The organism is Thiohalocapsa halophila (assembly GCF_016583825.1).
GTDB lineage: Bacteria > Pseudomonadota > Gammaproteobacteria > Chromatiales > Chromatiaceae > Thiohalocapsa > Thiohalocapsa halophila.
The window spans coordinates 48651-65800 of sequence record NZ_NRRV01000025.1 but is presented as its reverse complement, the minus strand read 5'-3'; the positions used below and the strand labels follow the sequence as shown (position 1 = coordinate 65800).

The following is a 17150-nucleotide window of genomic DNA, read 5'->3' as shown; positions in this document are numbered from 1 at the left end:
TTCAGACTCGATCGTCGGCCGCCGGCAGCGGCAGCAGCGCCAGCTCATCGACGATGGCCACCAGCACCTGCGCGAGATGCTCCAGCAGCGTCGCGCCGCGGGCCGCATCCGCGGCCGCGGCATTGCCGCAGACCCCGGCGGGATGGAGGTCGTCGCTGAGCCAGCCCAGTCCAATCGGGCCTTCGAAACCGAGCCACCGACAACCCGGTGGCTCGGCCGGGACGAAATCCCGGGCCGCGTCCATGCGCACCTGCTCCGGTGCCAGGTGCAGCATCAGCGAGGTCTCCACCTCGCCGCCGTGGAGGCCGAGGCGCCACTCGTCGGCGTCGAAGAGCCCGGCCGGGTCGCCGAACGCCGGCCAGCACGCGCGGGCGACCCACATACCGAAGCGCGCACGCCAGCGCACCGCGGCGAGGTCCACCAACGCCGTCTGGCCGCCGTGGCTGTTGAAGAGTACCAGCCTGCGCACGCCCGCGGCGGCGACACTCGCGGCAACGTCTGTCCACAGCCCCAGCAGGGTCTCGCTGCGGGCGCTCAGGGTCCCGGCGGTGGCGACGTGCTCGGGACTGTGGCCGATGTCCAACGCCGGCAGCACCAGCAGCCGCGGGCCGGGGCTGCTGCGGCTTCGCAGCAGGCCCAGGGCGCGGGCGACGATCCCGGCGTTAATGACGGCGTCTGTGCCCAGCGGCAGATGCGGGCCATGCTGCTCGACGGCGGCCACCGGGAGCAACGCGACGGTGGATGTGACGTCCAGCGCCGCGATGTCGGCAGCGGCGAGCGCCTGCCAGTAGCCGGAGCCGGTCCCTGTCAAATCTGGGTCTCTGGTTGTGGCCCGCCGGCGGCCGCGCTTGGCGGTGCGGCCCCCGGCAAGCAGCGCGCAGCCGGCGTCAGGCCACGGCCACCAGCTCCAGATCGAATACCAGATCGTGGCCGGCGAGGGGATGATTACCGTCCACGGTGACGTTCTCGTCATTGAAGTCGGCGACGGTGAAGCTGACCGTCTGACCGTCCGGGCTGCGGGCGTTCAAGACCATGCCCACGGTCAGGTCGATATCCTCCGGGATCACCGAGCGCGGCACGGTCTGGGTCATTTCCTCGTTGCGCGCGCCGTAGGCGGAATCGCACGGAATGGTGACGGATTTCTGCTCGCCCGGACTCATGCCAACCACGGCACTCTCGAAGCCGGCGATGGTCTCGCCCTGCCCCAGGGTGATTTCCAGCGGCTCTGCGCCGCGGGAGGAATCGAATTCGGTGCCGTCGACGAGTCGGCCCGTGTAATGGACCTTGACGGTGTCACCGACGGTGGCGGACTTTTGCGGATCTGCGGACATGGGAAGGTCCTCCGGTTGAAGCAAGTGAATGACCGCCGCGGTGGCGACCGATTGCCCCACACCTTAGAACACGGCCTTGCGCCGGCGCAAACCCGCGAAACCTCGGAGATGGCGCAGATGCTTCACGCGAAGCCGCCGCCTTCGCCGTTGGTGTAATCGCCGTTGGTGTAATCGAAGGTAATCTCCTCACCCGGCACGATGGCGGCGAGCGCATACAGGTCGAAGCCGTCGAACGCGGCATTGGGGGTCGCGCTGTGGTTCAGCCACCGCAGCAGGTTACGGCCGCTGCGTCCCTGCCAGTGCTCGCCGTCGGCGCTCACCCAGAGCACATAGGTGCCGTTGCGGCGGGCGGGCGGGCCGGCGTAGGTGCCGATGTAATCGCCGGCGGCGAAGTGCACCCGCGCGAAGCAGCCCTGGCCGTGAATGGCCGACGGAGCGCGGCGCACCCGCTGACGCAGCCGATCTGCGGCGATTGCGCGCGGCGCCGCGCCCGCGCTGTCGGCCTTGCCCATCAGCGCCGGCGTGCGGCCTCCAGTGCGGCCGCGAGGGCGCCCTGCGGCGCCTGCTCGGCCCGATCCCGAGCATCAGCGCCAGCGCGGCCGCGCCGCTTGTTGCGGCCCGCCGGCGCCGGCTGCTGTCCGGTCGCCTGCTTGTCTGCTGGCTTGTCTGCTGGCTTGCCGCGCTGCGGCGGCGGCGCATCTTCTACGGGCGCATCCAAACGCATGCTGAGCCCGATGCGCCGGCGCGCCAGATCCACCGCCAGCACCTTGACCTTCACCACTTGCCCGGAGCGCACCACCTTGTGCGGATCTTCGACGAAGCGATCCGCCAGCTGCGAGATGTGCACCAGACCGTCCTGGTGCACGCCGATGTCCACGAAGGCACCGAAATTGGTGACATTGGTGACCGTGCCCTCCAGCACCATGCCGGGCTCCAGATCTTCCGGTCGCTCGATCCCCTCCTTGAGTGCCGCGGTCTCGAAGACAGGGCGCGGGTCCCGCCCCGGCTTCTCCAGCTCCACCAGGATGTCGCGCACCGTGGGTGCCCCGAACACCGCATCGGCGAAGGTCTCGGCGCTGAGTCCGTGCAAGGTCTCGCGATCGCCGATGAGCGCCGCCACAGGCCGGCCGGTGTGTGCAACGATTCGTCGCACCACGGCATAGGTCTCGGGGTGCACGGCGGAGGCATCCAGCGGCTCCTCGCCGCCGGGGATGCGCAGGAAGCCCGCGCACTGCTGAAAGGCCTTCTCGCCCAGCCGCGGCACCCCGAGCAGCTCGGCGCGGCTGCGAAACGGCCCGTGCTCGTCGCGATGGCGCACCAGGTTCTCGGCCAGGGTTCCGGAGATGCCCGATACCCGCGCCAGCAGCGGCGCAGAGGCGGTGTTCAGATCCACGCCCACGGCGTTGACGCAGTCCTCCACCACGCCGTCCAGCGAGCGGGCCAGGCCCGTTTGGTTGACGTCGTGCTGGTATTGGCCGACGCCGATGGACTTGGGGTCGATCTTCACCAGCTCCGCCAGCGGGTCCTGCAGCCGCCGGGCGATGGACACCGCCCCGCGCAGGGACACGTCCAGCTGCGGCAGCTCCTTGGAGGCGTATTCGGAGGCGGAATACACCGATGCGCCCGCCTCGCTGACCATCACCCCGGTGAGCCCGAGCTCCGGGTGGCGCTTGGCGAGGTCGCGCACCAGTCGGTCCGTCTCCCGAGACGCCGTGCCGTTGCCGATGCTGATCAACTTCACGCCATGGGCACGGCACAGCTCCGCCAGGGTGGCGATGGCGCCGTCCCACTGGTTGCGCGGAGCGTGCGGGAAGACGCTGTCGGTGGCCACCACGCGGCCGGTGCCGTCCACCACCGCCACCTTGACGCCGGTGCGCAGGCCCGGATCCAGGCCCATGGTCGGCAAACGGCCGGCGGGCGCCGCCATCAGCAGCGCCCGCAGGTTGGTGGCGAAGACACGGATGGCCTCCGCCTCCGCGGCCTCCAGCAACCGGCCTTTGAGATCGAGGTCGAGCCGGGTCAACAGCTTGATGCGCCAGGCCTTGCGGGCGGTCTCCACCAGCCAGGCATCGCCGGGGCGCCCGCGGTCTGTGATGCCGAGGCGCGCGGCGACGCGGGCGCGCAGCGGAGCGTCGGCATCGGGCTCGTCGCCGAGCGTGAGCTCCAGACTCAGCACCCCCTGGTTGCGACCCCGGAACAGCGCCAGCGCGCGGTGGGAAGGGATGCGCCCAATAGGCTCGGCGTGCTCGAAGTAGTCCGAGAACTTGGCGCCGGCGGACTCCTGCCCCGGCAGCACCCGCGACTTGAGGATGCCGCGCTGCCACAGCGCTTCGCGCAGCACGCCCACCAGCTCCGGGTCTTCGGCGGCGCGCTCCATCAGGATCTGCCGGGCGCCTTCCAGGGCTGCCGCCGTGTCGTCCACCCCCTGCTTCGGGTCGACGAAGTCCGCCGCCTGTGACTCCGGCGCCAGCTCCGGCTTGGCCAGCAGCGCATCCGCCAGCGGCTCCAGCCCGGCCTCCCGGGCGATCTGGGCCTTGGTGCGGCGCTTTGGCCGGTAGGGTAGGTAGAGGTCCTCCAGGCGCTGCTTGCTGTCGGCAGCGAGCACCGCGGTGCGCAGGTCATCGCTCAGCTTGCCCTGATCCGCCAGGCTCTTGAGAATGGTCTGGCGGCGGTCTTCGAGCTCGCGCAAATAGCCGAGACGCTGCTCCAGTAGCCGCAGCTGGGCGTCGTCGAGGCCGCCGGTGGCCTCCTTGCGATAGCGTGCGATGAAGGGCACGGTGGCGCCGCCGTCGAGGAGCTCGACGGCCGCCTGCACTTGCGAAGGTCTTGCGGCCAGCTCGTCAGAGATGGCTTGAACGATAGTTTGCATGCCTCTGAAATTACGTCCAATCCGAAACGGAGTCGTATTCTAGGCAAAGGCCGAGCGCTTGGCCATCTTCGTCTAGGCGCTCAGGGCGGGCGCAGCCGGCTTGCACGCAGACCTGTGGCAGCCGCCGGCGCCGTCGCGCACCGGCAAGCCTTGGCCCACGCGCTAGACAGCGCCCCAATACGGATTCCAGGCGGCGCCGGCAGCGGGGAGCGCGTTGCGGAGGTCTCGCAGGGGGCCGGTCTAGTCCACCCGACAGCGCTCGCCGTAGACTGCCATGACGGTCTTTAGCTCCGTGAGCACCCAAGCGCGCTCGGCGCTGCTCAGGTCCGCCGTCTCCGGCAGGTCGCGCCCCTGCTCCAATGTGCCGATGGCGTCCCAGACCCGGCGACAACCGCGCTCGCAGATGGTCTCGACGCGCACCTCCAACAGGGGTTTCTGCTGTGCCGCCAAGGGTCGCCTCCCGCCGTGCCACTGGTTAGTGGATCAGTACATGGTGATTCTCCACAGTATGCGTGATGGAGAAGCCGATGTCAGGCGCTCACCACAGCCGTGTTGCGGCTTTCGCGCTATCCTGTGCACCGTCGGGGCAGCGCCCAGCAGCCCTTAGGAGTCCTCAAGCCCTCTCGCCCAAACCTCTACCACAGCACGCTGCCACAGCCCTCGCCAGACGCGCCTTAGGTCATGCCATCCGTGAATCTGCAACCTGCCGATGCGCGCAAGATCGGTCGCCGCTGGCTGTTGTCCAGCGGTGCGGCAGCCGTCGCCATCACGCTCCTCGCCTTTGGCGCCGGCGCCTGGCTGCTGGAGGCGGCCGTGGACGCCGAGCAGCTCGCAGGCACCGGGGGCTGGCTGTTGCTGGTGCAGACGGCGGCATTGGCTGCCATGGCCGTCATGTTCCTCGGCGTGCTCTGGGTGCTGCGCCGCCAGCTGGCCACCATCGCCGAGAGCCGCGAGCGCAATCGCGCCATTGTCGACAACATGGTCGACGGCGCCATTCACATCGATGGCCAGGGCCGGCTGGTGGCCCTGAACGCCGCCGCCGAGCGCATGTTCCAGCGCGACAGCGCCGAGCTGCGGGGCGCCCCCCTGTCGATGCTGCTGCCGAGCGCGCACCGCCACGAGATCGAGACCCTGATCCGGACCAACGCCGATAGCCAAATCAATACCCAGGCCAATAGCCAGGTGGGCAGCGGGGTGGACAGGGGGGTGGATACCGGGGCGGATCGCGGGCGCAGCGCCCTCAAGGACGCCCGTGAGCTCACCGGGCTGCGCCGCGACGGCAGCGAGTTTCCGCTCTACCTGGCCCTGAGCGAGGTACACGTAGGCACGCAGCCCGTGTTCACGGCCATCGCCCGGGATCTCACCGAGACGCGCCGGCGGATGCAGGAGCTGGCAGAGGCCCGCGACCAGGCCATGGCCGCGGACCGCGCCAAGAGCCAGTTCCTCGCCGTCATGAGCCACGAGATCCGCACGCCCATGAACGGCATCCTGGGCATGCTCGACCTGCTGCGCGACGGCTCGCTATCGAAGCAGCAGCGGGAGTTCATCGACACGGCGGAGCAGTCCAGCCAAATGCTGCTCGGGATCATCAACGACATCCTGGACCTGTCGAAGATCGAGGCCGGCAAGCTCGAGCTCCAGCGCATCGACTTCGATCTGCGGGCCACGGTGGAAGAAGTCACCGCGCTCGGCGCGAGCCACGCCCGGGAGAAGGACCTGGAAGTGGTGAGCTTCATCGAGCAGGACGTCCCCACCGCCATGATGGGTGACCCCTTCCGGCTGCGCCAGGTGCTGATGAACCTCACCAATAATGCGCTCAAGTTCACGCTGCGCGGCGAGGTGGTCGTGCACGTCACCGCGCTGGAGGCACCCGCGGGGCGGGCGCGTATCCGCATCAGTGTTCGCGATACCGGCATCGGCATCGACGAAGACGTCCAGCGCCAACTCTTTCGCCCCTTCTCCCAAGCCGACGCTTCCACCACCCGGCGCTTCGGCGGCACGGGTCTCGGGCTCGCCATTTCCAAGCGGCTCGTGGATCTGATGGGCGGCGAGGTCGGCGTCGAGAGCACGCCGGGACAGGGCTCCACCTTCTGGTTCACGGTCGACCTGGAGCGGGTCGCCGCGCCACCCGAGCAGCCGGCGGCCGATCTGCGCGGCGTGCGCGTGCTCATTGTCGACGATAACGCCACCAACCGTCTGATCCTGGACAACTATCTCGGCAACTGGGGCGCCGAGCGCCATAGCGTGACCGGCGGCGCCGAGGCCCTGCGCGCCCTGCAGCGGGCCCATGACGAGCACCGGCCCTTCGCACTCGCCATCCTCGACATGCAGATGCCGGGAATGGATGGCATCGAGCTCGCCGAGCGCATCAAGGGCGATACGACACTGGCCAGCACCAAGCTCCTGATGCTGAGTTCGCTGGGCTTCCCGGGCGCCGATGCCCGGCGCGCCGGCATCGGCGTTAGCCTACTGAAGCCGGTGCGCCAGGGGCTGCTGCTCGAAGCCGCGCTCAAGGTGCTCGGCATGAACGAAAGTGATAACGCCGAGATCGCCCAGGGCCCGCCCCGGCAGCAGTTCAGCGCCCGCGTGCTGGTGGCCGAAGACAATCCCGTCAACCAGCGCGTGGTGGTGCTGATGCTGGAGCGCTGCGGCATCCGTGCCCAGGTGGCCGAGAACGGCCGCCTGGCGGCGGACGCGCTGTGCACGGCGCACGATTTCGACCTCGTGCTCATGGACGTGCAGATGCCGGTACTGAGCGGCCAGGAAGCGACCCGCGAGATCCGCCGCCAAGAAGCCCGCGCCGAGCGCAGCGCCGTGCCCATCGTCGCCATGACCGCATCGGCCACGGCCGCCGACCGCAAGGCCTCTCTTGCCGCGGGCATGGACGATTTCATCCCCAAGCCCGTGCAACGCGACGAGCTGGAGGCGGTGCTGCGGCGCTGGCTGCCACAGCGCGCGCTGCCGGCGGAGGCAGACACCGCCGGCGGCTCCGTTGCCTGAGGCCGGCGCGGCACCCTAGCATCCAAAGCCAGCACACACTCCCAGCACCATAGGACTACTCGCCTTCAATGGACAGCATCCAGATTGTGCTCCTCGCCTTCGTGCAGGGGCTCACCGAATTCCTGCCCATTTCCAGCTCCGGGCACCTGATCCTGACGCCGCTGTTGTTCGGCTACAAGCTCCAGGACCTGTCTTTCGACGTGGCCGTGCACCTCGGCACCCTCGCCGCCGTACTGTTGTATTTCCGCCGCGACCTGATCGCCATGGCCTCGGCCATGCTAAGCGGTGCCCGCGGCGGCGGCGACCCGGCGCAGCGCAAGGACGCCCGCCTCGGCTGGATGGTGGTCATCGCCACGCTGCCGATCCTGGTGCTGGGGCTGCCGCTCAAGCATGTGCTGGAGGTGCTGCGCACCGATGACATGCTCATCACCGTCGTCATCGCGTCCACCACCATCGGTTTCGGGCTGCTTCTGTGGTACGCAGACGTGCGCGGCAGCCGCCGCTTGGATGAGTACGCCATCAACTGGGTGGCGGCGCTGTTCATCGGCCTGTTTCAGGCCATCGCCATCATCCCCGGCACGTCGCGCTCGGGCATCACCATGACGGCGGGGCTCTTCATCGGGCTCACGCGGCATGCCGCCTCGCGCTTCTCGTTTCTGCTCGCCATTCCCACCATCCTGCTCGCCGGCGCCGTCGCCACCAACGACCTGCTGGCGGCGCCTGCGGCCGTGGACTGGTCGGCGCTCGCCATCGGTGCGGGTCTGTCGTTTGCGGTGGCCTATACCACCATCCACCTGTTCCTCACCTTCATCGAGCGCGTCAGCATGCTGCCCTTCGTGCTGTACCGCTTGCTGCTGGGCGCCGTGATTCTGTGGCTGGTGCTGCTGTGAGCCGTCCGACTCAGGCGGCGGGGCGCGGCAGCCGCCCGTCCACCAAGAAGGCCTCGAGCGCGAAGGCGTAGAGCCGGGACGAGGCCTCCGGGGCAAAGGTGACTTCGCGCCCGCGGGTTTCGCAGTGCCAGCGGCTCAAGCCGATGGGCGCGCGGCTCACCAGCGCGTCGGGCCGAAACAGCGCCACGTTGATGCCGCGCCTGCGCTCGCGGGCGGAGACGAACTGGAATAGGTCGATGTCCGCCTGCCGCAGCGCCGCGCCGAGTCGCTGGGTCGCGCGGTAATCCGCCGGGTCCCGCAGCACCGCCTCGTGGGCGGCGCAAGGCGGCTGCTGGAGGCGCACCCCGCGCGCACCCCGGTAGCGCGCCCGAAACACGCTGTGCTGCGTGCGCAGCCGGCCCGTCGGCGGCGGCTGCGCCATCGCGGACCAGAACACGAAGCGATAGTAGGCGGCCTCCGCCAGCAGCGTCCCCAGCCCGCGGGCGCCGTAGAACAGACTCGGCTCGAAGCGCCCGCCGAAGCGCGAGCCGTGCCGCAGGGGCGGATAGCGGAAGGGGCTGGCGAGCAGAGAGTGCAGCCCCTCGCTCCCCGGCGCCGGGGGCGGCTTGGACTGCTCCAATAGGTCCTCCAGCACGGCCTGCTCCGCCAGGTCGTCCACCAACGCGAGTGTCGCCACCTGCTGCTGGCTCTCCACCATGCGCAGTAGCTCGCCGCCGAGGGGCAGGATGTGCAGGGCGTCGCCGCACGCCGCCCACAGGTCGGTCATCGCCGGGCTTGCGGCGGCGAGGCGCCTGACCCCGCCTCAGGCATGGCCGCGCATGGCATCCAAGTATTCGACCACCGCCACCAGCCCTTGCACCGAGCACACCTGCTGCGCCGGCACGCCGCCGGTATCGAGGTTCTGCGTATGCATCCAGTGCCGCATGGCCGTGCCGTCGCCCCCCGCCAGGGCATAGAGACTGCGGTAGCAGCGGATCAGCAACAGGCCCAATTCTCCGGATTTGCTGTCGGGATCCAGCCCGCGGCTGAAGATGGTGCGCTCACGGCCCACGATGTCCGCCAGTTGCTGCTGCGACAGCCCCAGCCCCTTGCCGGCGTTGAGCAGGGCCTTGGTCAGGACTTGCCGCGGATCGGGAGGCGTGGCGGTGGCCGCCTGTGCGGCGGTAGGCATTGCTGGAGCCCCTGACAAGATGTTGCATATGCAATAGATAGACTAGATTTGCGGCTTTTGCAAGCTCAGGGGAGTCCTCGGGTATCCAGCCAGTCACGCAGCGCCGCCAGCACCCGCCGGCCTTTCTCCGCGTCCGTGGCGAAGGGCGCGCGGCTCAGCTCGATCATCACCCAGGGCAGCTCGGCGGCATGGGCGCGCACGATGTGACCGCCGCTGAAGGGTCGGTTCAGCGTCACCTCGCCGGTGAAGTGGCGCTGAAAGCAATCCACCAGCGCCTGCGCCCAGTCCCGCGGGCAGGCGCCGTCACCGTCGCCGATGCACACCTCGGGCCGGGACGCGCCGCTGTCCGGTCCCACCGGCGGGCCGGCGGCGGCCATGGTGTGGCAGTCCACGCCGAGTACCACACCGCTGCCGGCGAGCGCCCTGAGCCGTTGGTGGTAGGGCCGATGCCGGCGCGCGAGCAGGGTCTCCACGGTGGCCGCAGGCAGGGGCGTGCGGTAGACGGGCTCGTCCCAGCAGGTGTGGGTCTTCACCACGCCGTCCTTGCCGAAATCGTCCTCGGCCCGGTTCAGGTCCACGAAGGCGCGGGCGGTGTCGGTGGTGACGAAATGGGCGACCCGATCCCGCAGCACCGCATAAATGGCGGCGGCGCCCGCATCGCCGTCGGCGGCGATCTGCGCGGGCGTCAGCAGATTCATCTCGGCCACCTCGGCCGGCACCGCGAGCCCGGCATGGGGGACGGAGATCAGCAGGGGTAACCGATCCATAGGCGGCCTCCCGGCGGCAGGCGGTCAGTCGGCGGGTCCGGCGGCGGGTCCGGCGGCGGAGCCGTCCCGGCGGGGGTCGGCGACGCCGATGCAGTCCCCGTCCTCGCGCAGCACCAGCTGCACGCAGCCGAGGTAGAAGCTGTAGGGGTCCCGCGGGTCGATCTCGAAGCCGTGGCGGGCCAGCTCGCGGGGGATGTCGTCGCGCATGCGCGAGGCCTCCAGGGCCACCTTGCCGGTGAGGCTGCAATGCAGCCGCGGTGCCTCCACGGCATCCAGCGGTGCCGCGCCGCGCTCCAGGCGCAGCAGCACCTGCAGGATGGCGGAGACGATGCGCTCGGAGCCCGGCGAGCCGACGGCGAGCCAGGGCCGCTGCCCGCGAAAGACGATGGTGGGCGCCACCGAGGCCCAGGGCACGGCGTTGGGCCGCAGATAATAGGGATGGGCGATGTCCTGGTACTCGAAGGCGCTCATGTAATTGTTGTAGATAAAGCCGAGCTCGGGGCTCGCGGTGAAGGAGCCATAGACCCGCTCGATGGACTGGGTGAGCGCCACCACGTTGCCGGCGGCGTCCATGGCCGAGAGGTGGGTGGTCTCGCCGCCGCGGGGGCGCCGCACCGGCTTGATGCTGCCGCCCTCACCCTTCAGCAGCCGCGCCTTGATGCGCCTTGCCACGCGCTTGGCATAGTCCACGTGGGTGATGTCCTCGCCCAGCTCCAGCTCCTGAGCGAACAGCGCCGGGTCCTCGGGGCGGTCGGCGCGATCGAGGTTGGCGCGGCGGATGACGTGCGCCAGCAGCAGCGCGCCGCGCGGACTATCCGGGTCCCGCGCCGCCGCCGGGAACTGCTCCAGCAGGTTCAGGGCCTCGATGAGGGTGCGCCCCGCCCCCGGCGGCGGGAAGGTGAACACCCGCTTGTGCGCGAAGTGCGTCGCCAGCGGCCGGCGTTCCGTGGGCCAGGGGATCTGCGCCAGGTCGTCGTCGCGCAGCAGGCCGTCGTTGGCCACCATGTCGGCATGGATGGCGGCCGCGATCCCGCCCTGGTAGAAGTCTTCGACGCCCCGCTCCGCCAGGCGCCCCAGCGTCTGCGCGAGGATGGGCTGGCGCAGGCGCGCGCCGATGGCGTAAGGGGTCTTGCCGTCCTTGAGGAAGAAGGCGCCGGCGGAATGGCTTTTCAGGTGCTTGAGCTCGCGCCGGGTCAGGTGATGCTGCAGCGGCGAGACGCGATAGCCCTCCTTTGCGAGCCGGATGGCCGGCGCCAGGACCTCCGCCAGGGCCTTGGTGCCGTAGTGCTTGAGCGTGTAGGCCAGCACCGCCGGCGTGCTGGGCACCGTGGTCGCCCGATGCCCGCGCAGCTGCGCGGCGCGCGCCAGCTCCCCCGGCGGAGTGCGGTTCGGCGCCCGGGTGGCGCCGTCCAGGCAGAGCTTGCGGCCCTCCTCCGCCAGGTGCAGCAGCAGCATGGTCTGGCCGCCGAGACCGCAGGCGGCGGGCTCCACCACACAGAGCGCAAAGGCCGCCGCGACAGCCGCGTCCACGGCATTGCCGCCGGCGGCGAGCATCTGGGCACCGGCATCGCTGGCATGATAGTGCTGGGTGGCGACCATGCCGCGCCGGGAGACGCCGACGCGCTGGGGGTGATGGACGCGATGGTCGCCCGGGTCCGGCGGTGGCGGCCCGGCCGGCTCGGGGTCGGTTGCGCGCTGGGTCACGGTCCGGCTCAACCGTCGAGCAGGCATTGCATCAGCAGCAGCGTGCGCTGCACCAGGCTAATGCGCGAGACCGCCTCGTCACTGGTGTAGAGATCGCTCGCCACCGGACCGAGGCCGCAGACCACGGGCACGGACTCCGGCACCAGTCCGGCGACGGACGGCCACAGCGAGGAATCCGTACCAAGCGGGATGTCCCACTCGGCGGCGATGGCCCTGAGCCGCTGCACCAGCGCCGCGTTCACCTTGCGCTCCGGCATGGGCGGGCGGTCGGAGACCATCACCAGATCCCACTGAACGCCGCCGCCGCGCAGGATGCCGCGCATGGCGCGGTCCATGGCCACCGCCTGGGCCTGGTCCGGATAGGACAGCTGCAGGCCGATACGCACCCGATGCGGCAGGCGCATGGGGAAGGCGTCGGTAGCAATGTCCGACACCGAGACGGCCACGCGGGACTTGCGGTCCGTCAGACCGGTCAGCTCGTCGAGCTTGCGGTAGAGCACGCGCATGACTTCGGCGCTGCGCCCGGCCTGGCCGAGCCGCAGCGCCTTGCCCTCCACCCGCAGCCGGTAGCGGCGCTGGCCGCGGCGGGTGGTGATGATGCGGTCGCCGGCGTTGCCCGGGTTCAGCACCAGCACGCGCCCCGCCTCCGCACAGGCGCGCCGCAACACCTCGGTGCTCTCCTCGCAGTCCCGCCCTTCGTCGGCATAGATGGCGACGCCGAGCTTGGTGCGATTGAGGCGGCGCACATGCTTCACGGCCCGCAGCGCCATTTCCAGCATGGCCAGCGACGCCCGCGAAGAGCCGACGCCCTCGCCGTAGAGCCACTCCGGGTCGCGGTGGAAGTGCTCCATGCCGAGCTGGGGGTTCACCGGCACATCCAGGTGGCCGATCACCAGGGTGCCGCCGGCGAGACCGGCCGGGCTCTCCCAGGTCCAGATGTCGCGATCGTCGGTGAGCTCACGCACCAGCCGCAGGCCGATGTCGTTCATCTGCTCAGTGAGGCGCTGCGCCGCGAGCCGGATGCCCACCGGGTCGTCCGAGCGGCTGCCGACACCGCTCCATTCCTGCAGCAGCTTCTCCAGCCGATCACGCCGCTCGGTGAGAAAGGCGAAGCCGGCGTGCTTGGGGTCCGAGCGCCGGCGGCTCAGGTCCGGCGGATTCGGCGTGCCGAAGTAGCGCGCCGCCGCCACCTCCACCAGGCGCACCACCAGCGCATCGAAATCGAGCCCGACGGCCTCGGCGCCGGCCACGTAGGAACCGTGCTCGCCGAGGCTCGGCAGGCTGTTGATCTCCAGCACATAGAGATTGCCGTCGGCGTCCATGCGCATGTCGACGCGGGCGCAGTCATAGCAGCCGAGCACATGGAAGGCCTTCACGGCGATGTCTTTGGCCTTGTTGGCCAGCGCCGGCGTCAGCTCCGCCGGACACTGCACGCCGATGTCGCGCCCGGAGGTGCGCTTCTTGTCTTCCATGGTGTAGATGTGCGGGCCGCCCTCGCCGAAGATCAGCTCCGCCGGCGGGAAGGCCTCCAGCGCGGTGCCGTTGCCGAGCAGGCCGACATTGACCTCGCGGCCCTCGATGTAGCGCTCGGCGAGCACGGGCTGCTCGAACTGCTCGAAGATCACGCCGGCGGCGTCACGCAGCTCGGCCTCGTCGTTGACGATGCGGATGCCGAAGGAGACGGCCTCGTTCTTGGGCTTGACGATGAGCGGAAAGGCGAGCTCCGGCATCTCGAAGCCCGGCGCGTCCAGCACCGCGAACTCGGGCGTCGGCACCCCGCGCTGCGCAAACAGCATCTTGGCGACCACCTTGTCCAACGCCAGGGAGTGCGCCAGCGGCCCCGAGCCCACGTAGGGCACGCCCACCATCTCCAGGATGCCCGGCACATGGGTGTAGCGCGCCTGCCCCTGGATGCCGTAGGACAGGTTGAAGGCCATCCCCGGGCGCTCGCCCTTCAGCGCCCGCGGCATGAACTCCTCCAGGTTGTCGATGAGATCCTTGTCCCCTTCCAGGGCGATGACCTGGTGGCCTCCTTTCTTGAGGGCATTGACGATGCGGTTGATGGCCTTGATGCCGTACTTCTCGCGGTTCGGCTGACCGAAGAGGTTGATGACCTTCTGGGATTCTCGGTTATAGATGACGGCGACCTTCATGGGTCCTCGCGGCTCGGGTGGATGGCGCGCGCCCTCTCATGGGACGCTCGGGCGCGAGGATACACCCTCCCCCAGGCTCTGGAAGTCCCGGGGATGTAGGGTGGACAAGCGCAGCGCAGTCCACCAAGCCCTGTGCGGCCCGGGGTGGACTTCGCTGGCGCTCGTCCACCCTACCGGTCTCGTCCACCCTACCGGTCGCGCCAGGGAGCGAGGTCGGGCCGACGCCGGGAGGCCCGACACCTGGGCGGTTAGCACCGGCGCGGTGTCGGGCTCCGTGCCTCAGTAGACGTAGGGTGGACAAGCGCAGCGCAGTCCACCAAGCCCTGTGCGGCCCGGGGTGGACTTCGCTAGCGCTCGTCCACCCTACCGGTCTCGTCCACCCTACCGGTCGCGCCAGGGAGCGACGTCGGCCGACGCCAGCAGGCCCGACGCTCGGACGGCCAGAATCGGCGCGGTGTCGGGCTCCTTACCCCAGCCCGACCTAAGCTCCGTTATCAGACGGGCATCAGTTGGCGCTGCTGCCCGCAACCGGCTCCTCGGCGAGCTTGGCCGCCGGCGCCGGCGCCGGCGCCGACTCGGGCTCGGCTGTGGGCTCGGCCTGCGGCTCGGAGGCAGCGACCTGCTCCGGCCCGTCCTCGCCGGACAGCAGTCTGGCCGCCGTGCCCGGTGCCAAGTCGAGCTCCTCTTCCACCATGGCGTTCCAGGCCTCGCGCTTGAAGGTCTGCTCGCTGGGCACGTGGCGGTGAACCAGGTTCATGTGGCAGTCGATGCAGGTCTTGCCGTCGGTCTCTTCCTGGTGGATGGCGGCGGTGTTGGCGCGGGTGCCCTGGATGGCGTCCAGGGCGTGGCAGCGCTTGCAGGTGGCGGAGTCGCGCTTGCGGAACCACTCGCGGGCGGCGAAGGCGGCATCCGGCAGGTGCAGCAGGTTCACCGCCGGGTCGTCGTAGTCGGCTTTGCCGAAGACCTGCTTGATGAGGTCCTTGGTGCCGATGACGTGGTCGTAGGTGGCCATGACGATGCCCTCGGACACGTGGCAATCGCCGCAGCTGGCGCGCACGCCGGAGGCCGAGTTGTAGTGGGCCGACTGCTGATAGCTGTCGTCGGCATAGGTCATGGAGTGGCAGGTGGTGCAGAACTCGTTGGAGCTTGTGTAGTGGTCGAACTCCAGCAGGAAGAACATGAATGCCACGCCGCCGAGGCCCCCCGCCACCAGCGCGAACAGCACATGGCGTGTGATAAAAGCCGGCGCTTGCAGCTTGATCATTGTGGCGTCTCCTCTGTTGCAGTGTCGCCGGCGTCCGCGACGGCTGCGGCATCTTCGGCGTCAACGGCCGCAGAGCCGGCGTCGGGTGCGTGCTCGGCCGCCGGCTCTTGGCTGTCGGGCGCCGGTGCAGTGGACTCGGCATCGGCGTCGGCGCTCGCGGCCGGCTCCGGCTGCGGCGGCGGCATCCAGCCGAGGATGGGGTTGCCCTCGCCCTGGTTGGCGAGCCAGGCGTGGCCCTCGGCGCCGTCGATGTGGGCATCCACCAGCGCGGCCGCCTGCTCGCCGGCCACGGCGCGCGCCTCGGGCAGAAAGCGGCTGTAGAAGTTGCGCCCCACCAGATACATGCCCTCCCACCAGGCGTGGTTCGGGCTCATCATCGAGGCGCCGTGGCGGGCGCGGGCGCCCTCGTCGTGCCAGAGCTCCCAGTAGGTGTACTCCAGCGGCTCGTCGAAGGGCAGCGGCGTCAGCAGGCCTGCGTCGTAGAGGCCGGCCATGATGGCCGCCGCCGGCTCGCCGAACTTGCTGTTGTACAGCTCCACCACGTCGTCGAACTGCCGCATGAAGCCCTCGGTCATGGTCTTGGAGTGGCACTCCAGGCAGACCGTGGACATGACCAGGCGGCGGCGCTCGGGCGTGGCGACCACCTTGACCTTGGCGGTGCTGCCGTCGGCCTTGGTGAGCTCGCTGCCGCGCTTCGGCGGCTTGGCGTCCGCCGGCAGTTCCAGCTTCGAGCCGTCGTCCAGCACCACCAGATATTGGCGCTGCGACACCGGCGTATTCAGGCTCCAGGCGTTGCGCATGCCGACGTCGTGCGTCGCCGGCACCTTGCCGGCGGCGCCCATGTGGCAGGTCACGCAAGTCGGCGCGGCGGTGTAGTCCTTGCCGGCCACCCAGGTGTCGGCGTGCAGGTTCATGGCGTCGCGCTGGGCGGCGTAGATCATGCCGTGCTTGGAGGCCTCGAAGATCTCCTTGTCCGGGGAGTCGGGCCCGGAGTGGCAGCGCACGCAGGCGCTGGGCTCCCGCGCCTGGGCCTTGGAGAAGCTATGGCGGCCGTGACAGGACGAGCAGCTGCCCTTGGAGCCGTCGGGATTGATGCGCCCGATGCCGGAGTTGGGCCAGGTGGCCGGGTCCAGGGTGCCGTCGCCGCGCACCTTCACCCGGGAGCCGTGGCATTGGTCGCAGCCCGCCGCCTGCATCTCCGGGCCGGTGACGTTGTGTGCCAGCGCCGGCACCCGGTCTTTGATGATGGCGTAGGCCTCGGCGTGCACCGAGCCCTCCTGCTCCCGGTATTCCTTTTCATGGCAGCGCCCGCAGTCCTTGGGCGAGACGATGGTGGCGATGACGTGCCCCTCGTGCTCGATGGCGTCCACGTCGGCCGCATCCGCCTGATGACAGTCCATGCAGTTGACGCCGGCGCTCTTGTGCGCGCTTTGATGCCACTGCTCGGCGATGCCCGGCGAGGCCTTCTCATGGCAGCTGGCACAGTTCTCACCGGCAGGGTGGCCCCACTCGCTCGGGTCCAGCTTGACCTTCTCGGCCGCGGCGGGCAGCGCCAGCAGGGCGCAGAGCGCCAACAGGAGCCACGCCGCCGGGTTCTGGCGGCGGCTGTGCGGTCGCGGGCGCGACCGGTTCGGGGATGCTTTCATGGAACTTCTGCCTACTGCCTGCGGTTGCTACAAAGGCCGGTGCACGTCGGCACCGCCAGCCACTCGTGCGCCGGAGCGGGCCTTAGGTCCGCCGGGACGGCGACCGGCAGCCATTGCCGCTTGTCGTGTTGGCGGCAGGGGCCGTGATCATCGGCGCCGCCCGCCGTCCGCTGCGCTGACTGCGCTCTTATCGGCCCATTGTTGGCAATAGCACCGGGAGTGTGAATCAGCGTTTGCTTATTTAATTAAATAAGCTGAAACAAAATTAATTTGCTTCGAGCCCATAGGCCGCGATCAGTGGAAATTAGAGCAAGAAGGCCGGCAGCCGGCAATGAACAATATTGACCGCGCGCAT

At 69.7% G+C, this 17150-nt stretch carries 13 protein-coding genes and 1 pseudogene; 2 read left to right on the top strand and 12 right to left on the bottom strand.

Annotated features, from left to right (window positions below; genetic code table 11):
- Position 1 precedes the first annotated feature (1 nt).
- The 5 genes and pseudogenes from CKO31_RS12050 to CKO31_RS12030 all read right to left on the bottom strand — a co-directional run bounded on the left by CKO31_RS12050 (position 2) and on the right by CKO31_RS12030 (position 4650).
- Entirely contained in the window at positions 2–811 is an 810-nt protein-coding gene (locus CKO31_RS12050; protein WP_200237604.1) for a creatininase family protein, read from the bottom strand.
- A gap of 76 nt (positions 812–887) precedes the next feature.
- A pseudogene (locus CKO31_RS12045) lies at positions 888–1295 on the bottom strand (FKBP-type peptidyl-prolyl cis-trans isomerase); the annotation flags it as partial.
- Positions 1296–1453: 158 nt separating this feature from the next.
- Positions 1454–1843 (bottom strand): SET domain-containing protein, encoded by a 390-nt coding sequence (locus tag CKO31_RS12040; protein ID WP_200237599.1) that lies wholly within the window; start codon positions 1841–1843, stop codon positions 1454–1456.
- Positions 1843–4200 (bottom strand): Tex family protein, encoded by a 2358-nt coding sequence (locus CKO31_RS12035; protein ID WP_200237597.1) that lies wholly within the window; start codon positions 4198–4200, stop codon positions 1843–1845. Before CKO31_RS12035 ends, CKO31_RS12040 begins: the two co-directional genes overlap by 1 nt.
- Before the next feature lie 240 nt (positions 4201–4440).
- A complete protein-coding gene (locus CKO31_RS12030) occupies positions 4441–4650 on the bottom strand; it encodes a hypothetical protein (RefSeq protein WP_242475318.1) in 210 nt (69 codons plus the stop codon).
- 240 nt (positions 4651–4890) lie between these two features.
- Between CKO31_RS12030 and CKO31_RS12025 the strand changes: the two genes are divergently transcribed.
- Positions 4891–7200, top strand: a complete 2310-nt coding sequence (locus CKO31_RS12025; protein ID WP_200237594.1) for a response regulator — start codon at positions 4891–4893, stop codon at positions 7198–7200.
- Positions 7201–7268: 68 nt separating this feature from the next.
- Positions 7269–8090: an undecaprenyl-diphosphate phosphatase gene (locus CKO31_RS12020; RefSeq protein ID WP_200237592.1), complete on the top strand. Its 822-nt coding sequence runs from the start codon at positions 7269–7271 to the stop codon at positions 8088–8090.
- A gap of 10 nt (positions 8091–8100) precedes the next feature.
- On the opposite strand, the gene CKO31_RS12015 is transcribed toward CKO31_RS12020, so the two are convergent.
- The 7 genes from CKO31_RS12015 to CKO31_RS11985 form a co-directional block, all read right to left on the bottom strand.
- Positions 8101–8856 (bottom strand): RES family NAD+ phosphorylase, encoded by a 756-nt coding sequence (locus CKO31_RS12015; RefSeq protein WP_200237589.1) that lies wholly within the window; start codon positions 8854–8856, stop codon positions 8101–8103.
- A 36-nt stretch (positions 8857–8892) separates the two neighbouring features.
- Positions 8893–9261 (bottom strand): MbcA/ParS/Xre antitoxin family protein, encoded by a 369-nt coding sequence (locus CKO31_RS12010; protein WP_200237587.1) that lies wholly within the window; start codon positions 9259–9261, stop codon positions 8893–8895.
- A gap of 65 nt (positions 9262–9326) precedes the next feature.
- Positions 9327–10028, bottom strand: a complete 702-nt coding sequence (locus tag CKO31_RS12005) for an N-formylglutamate amidohydrolase (RefSeq protein ID WP_200237584.1) — start codon at positions 10026–10028, stop codon at positions 9327–9329.
- Positions 10029–10052: 24 nt separating this feature from the next.
- On the bottom strand, positions 10053–11732 hold the full coding sequence (locus CKO31_RS12000) for a gamma-glutamyltransferase family protein (RefSeq protein WP_200237582.1): 1680 nt from the start codon (positions 11730–11732) through the stop codon (positions 10053–10055).
- Between the two features lie 8 nt (positions 11733–11740).
- Entirely contained in the window at positions 11741–13885 is a 2145-nt protein-coding gene (locus tag CKO31_RS11995; RefSeq protein ID WP_200237579.1) for an ATP-grasp domain-containing protein, read from the bottom strand.
- Positions 13886–14390: 505 nt separating this feature from the next.
- Positions 14391–15149: a cytochrome c3 family protein gene (locus tag CKO31_RS11990; protein WP_200237577.1), complete on the bottom strand. Its 759-nt coding sequence runs from the start codon at positions 15147–15149 to the stop codon at positions 14391–14393.
- Entirely contained in the window at positions 15146–16795 is a 1650-nt protein-coding gene (locus CKO31_RS11985) for a multiheme c-type cytochrome (RefSeq protein WP_200237574.1), read from the bottom strand. The genes CKO31_RS11990 and CKO31_RS11985 overlap by 4 nt, the downstream gene beginning before the upstream one ends.
- Between the last annotated feature and the right edge of the window lie 355 nt (positions 16796–17150).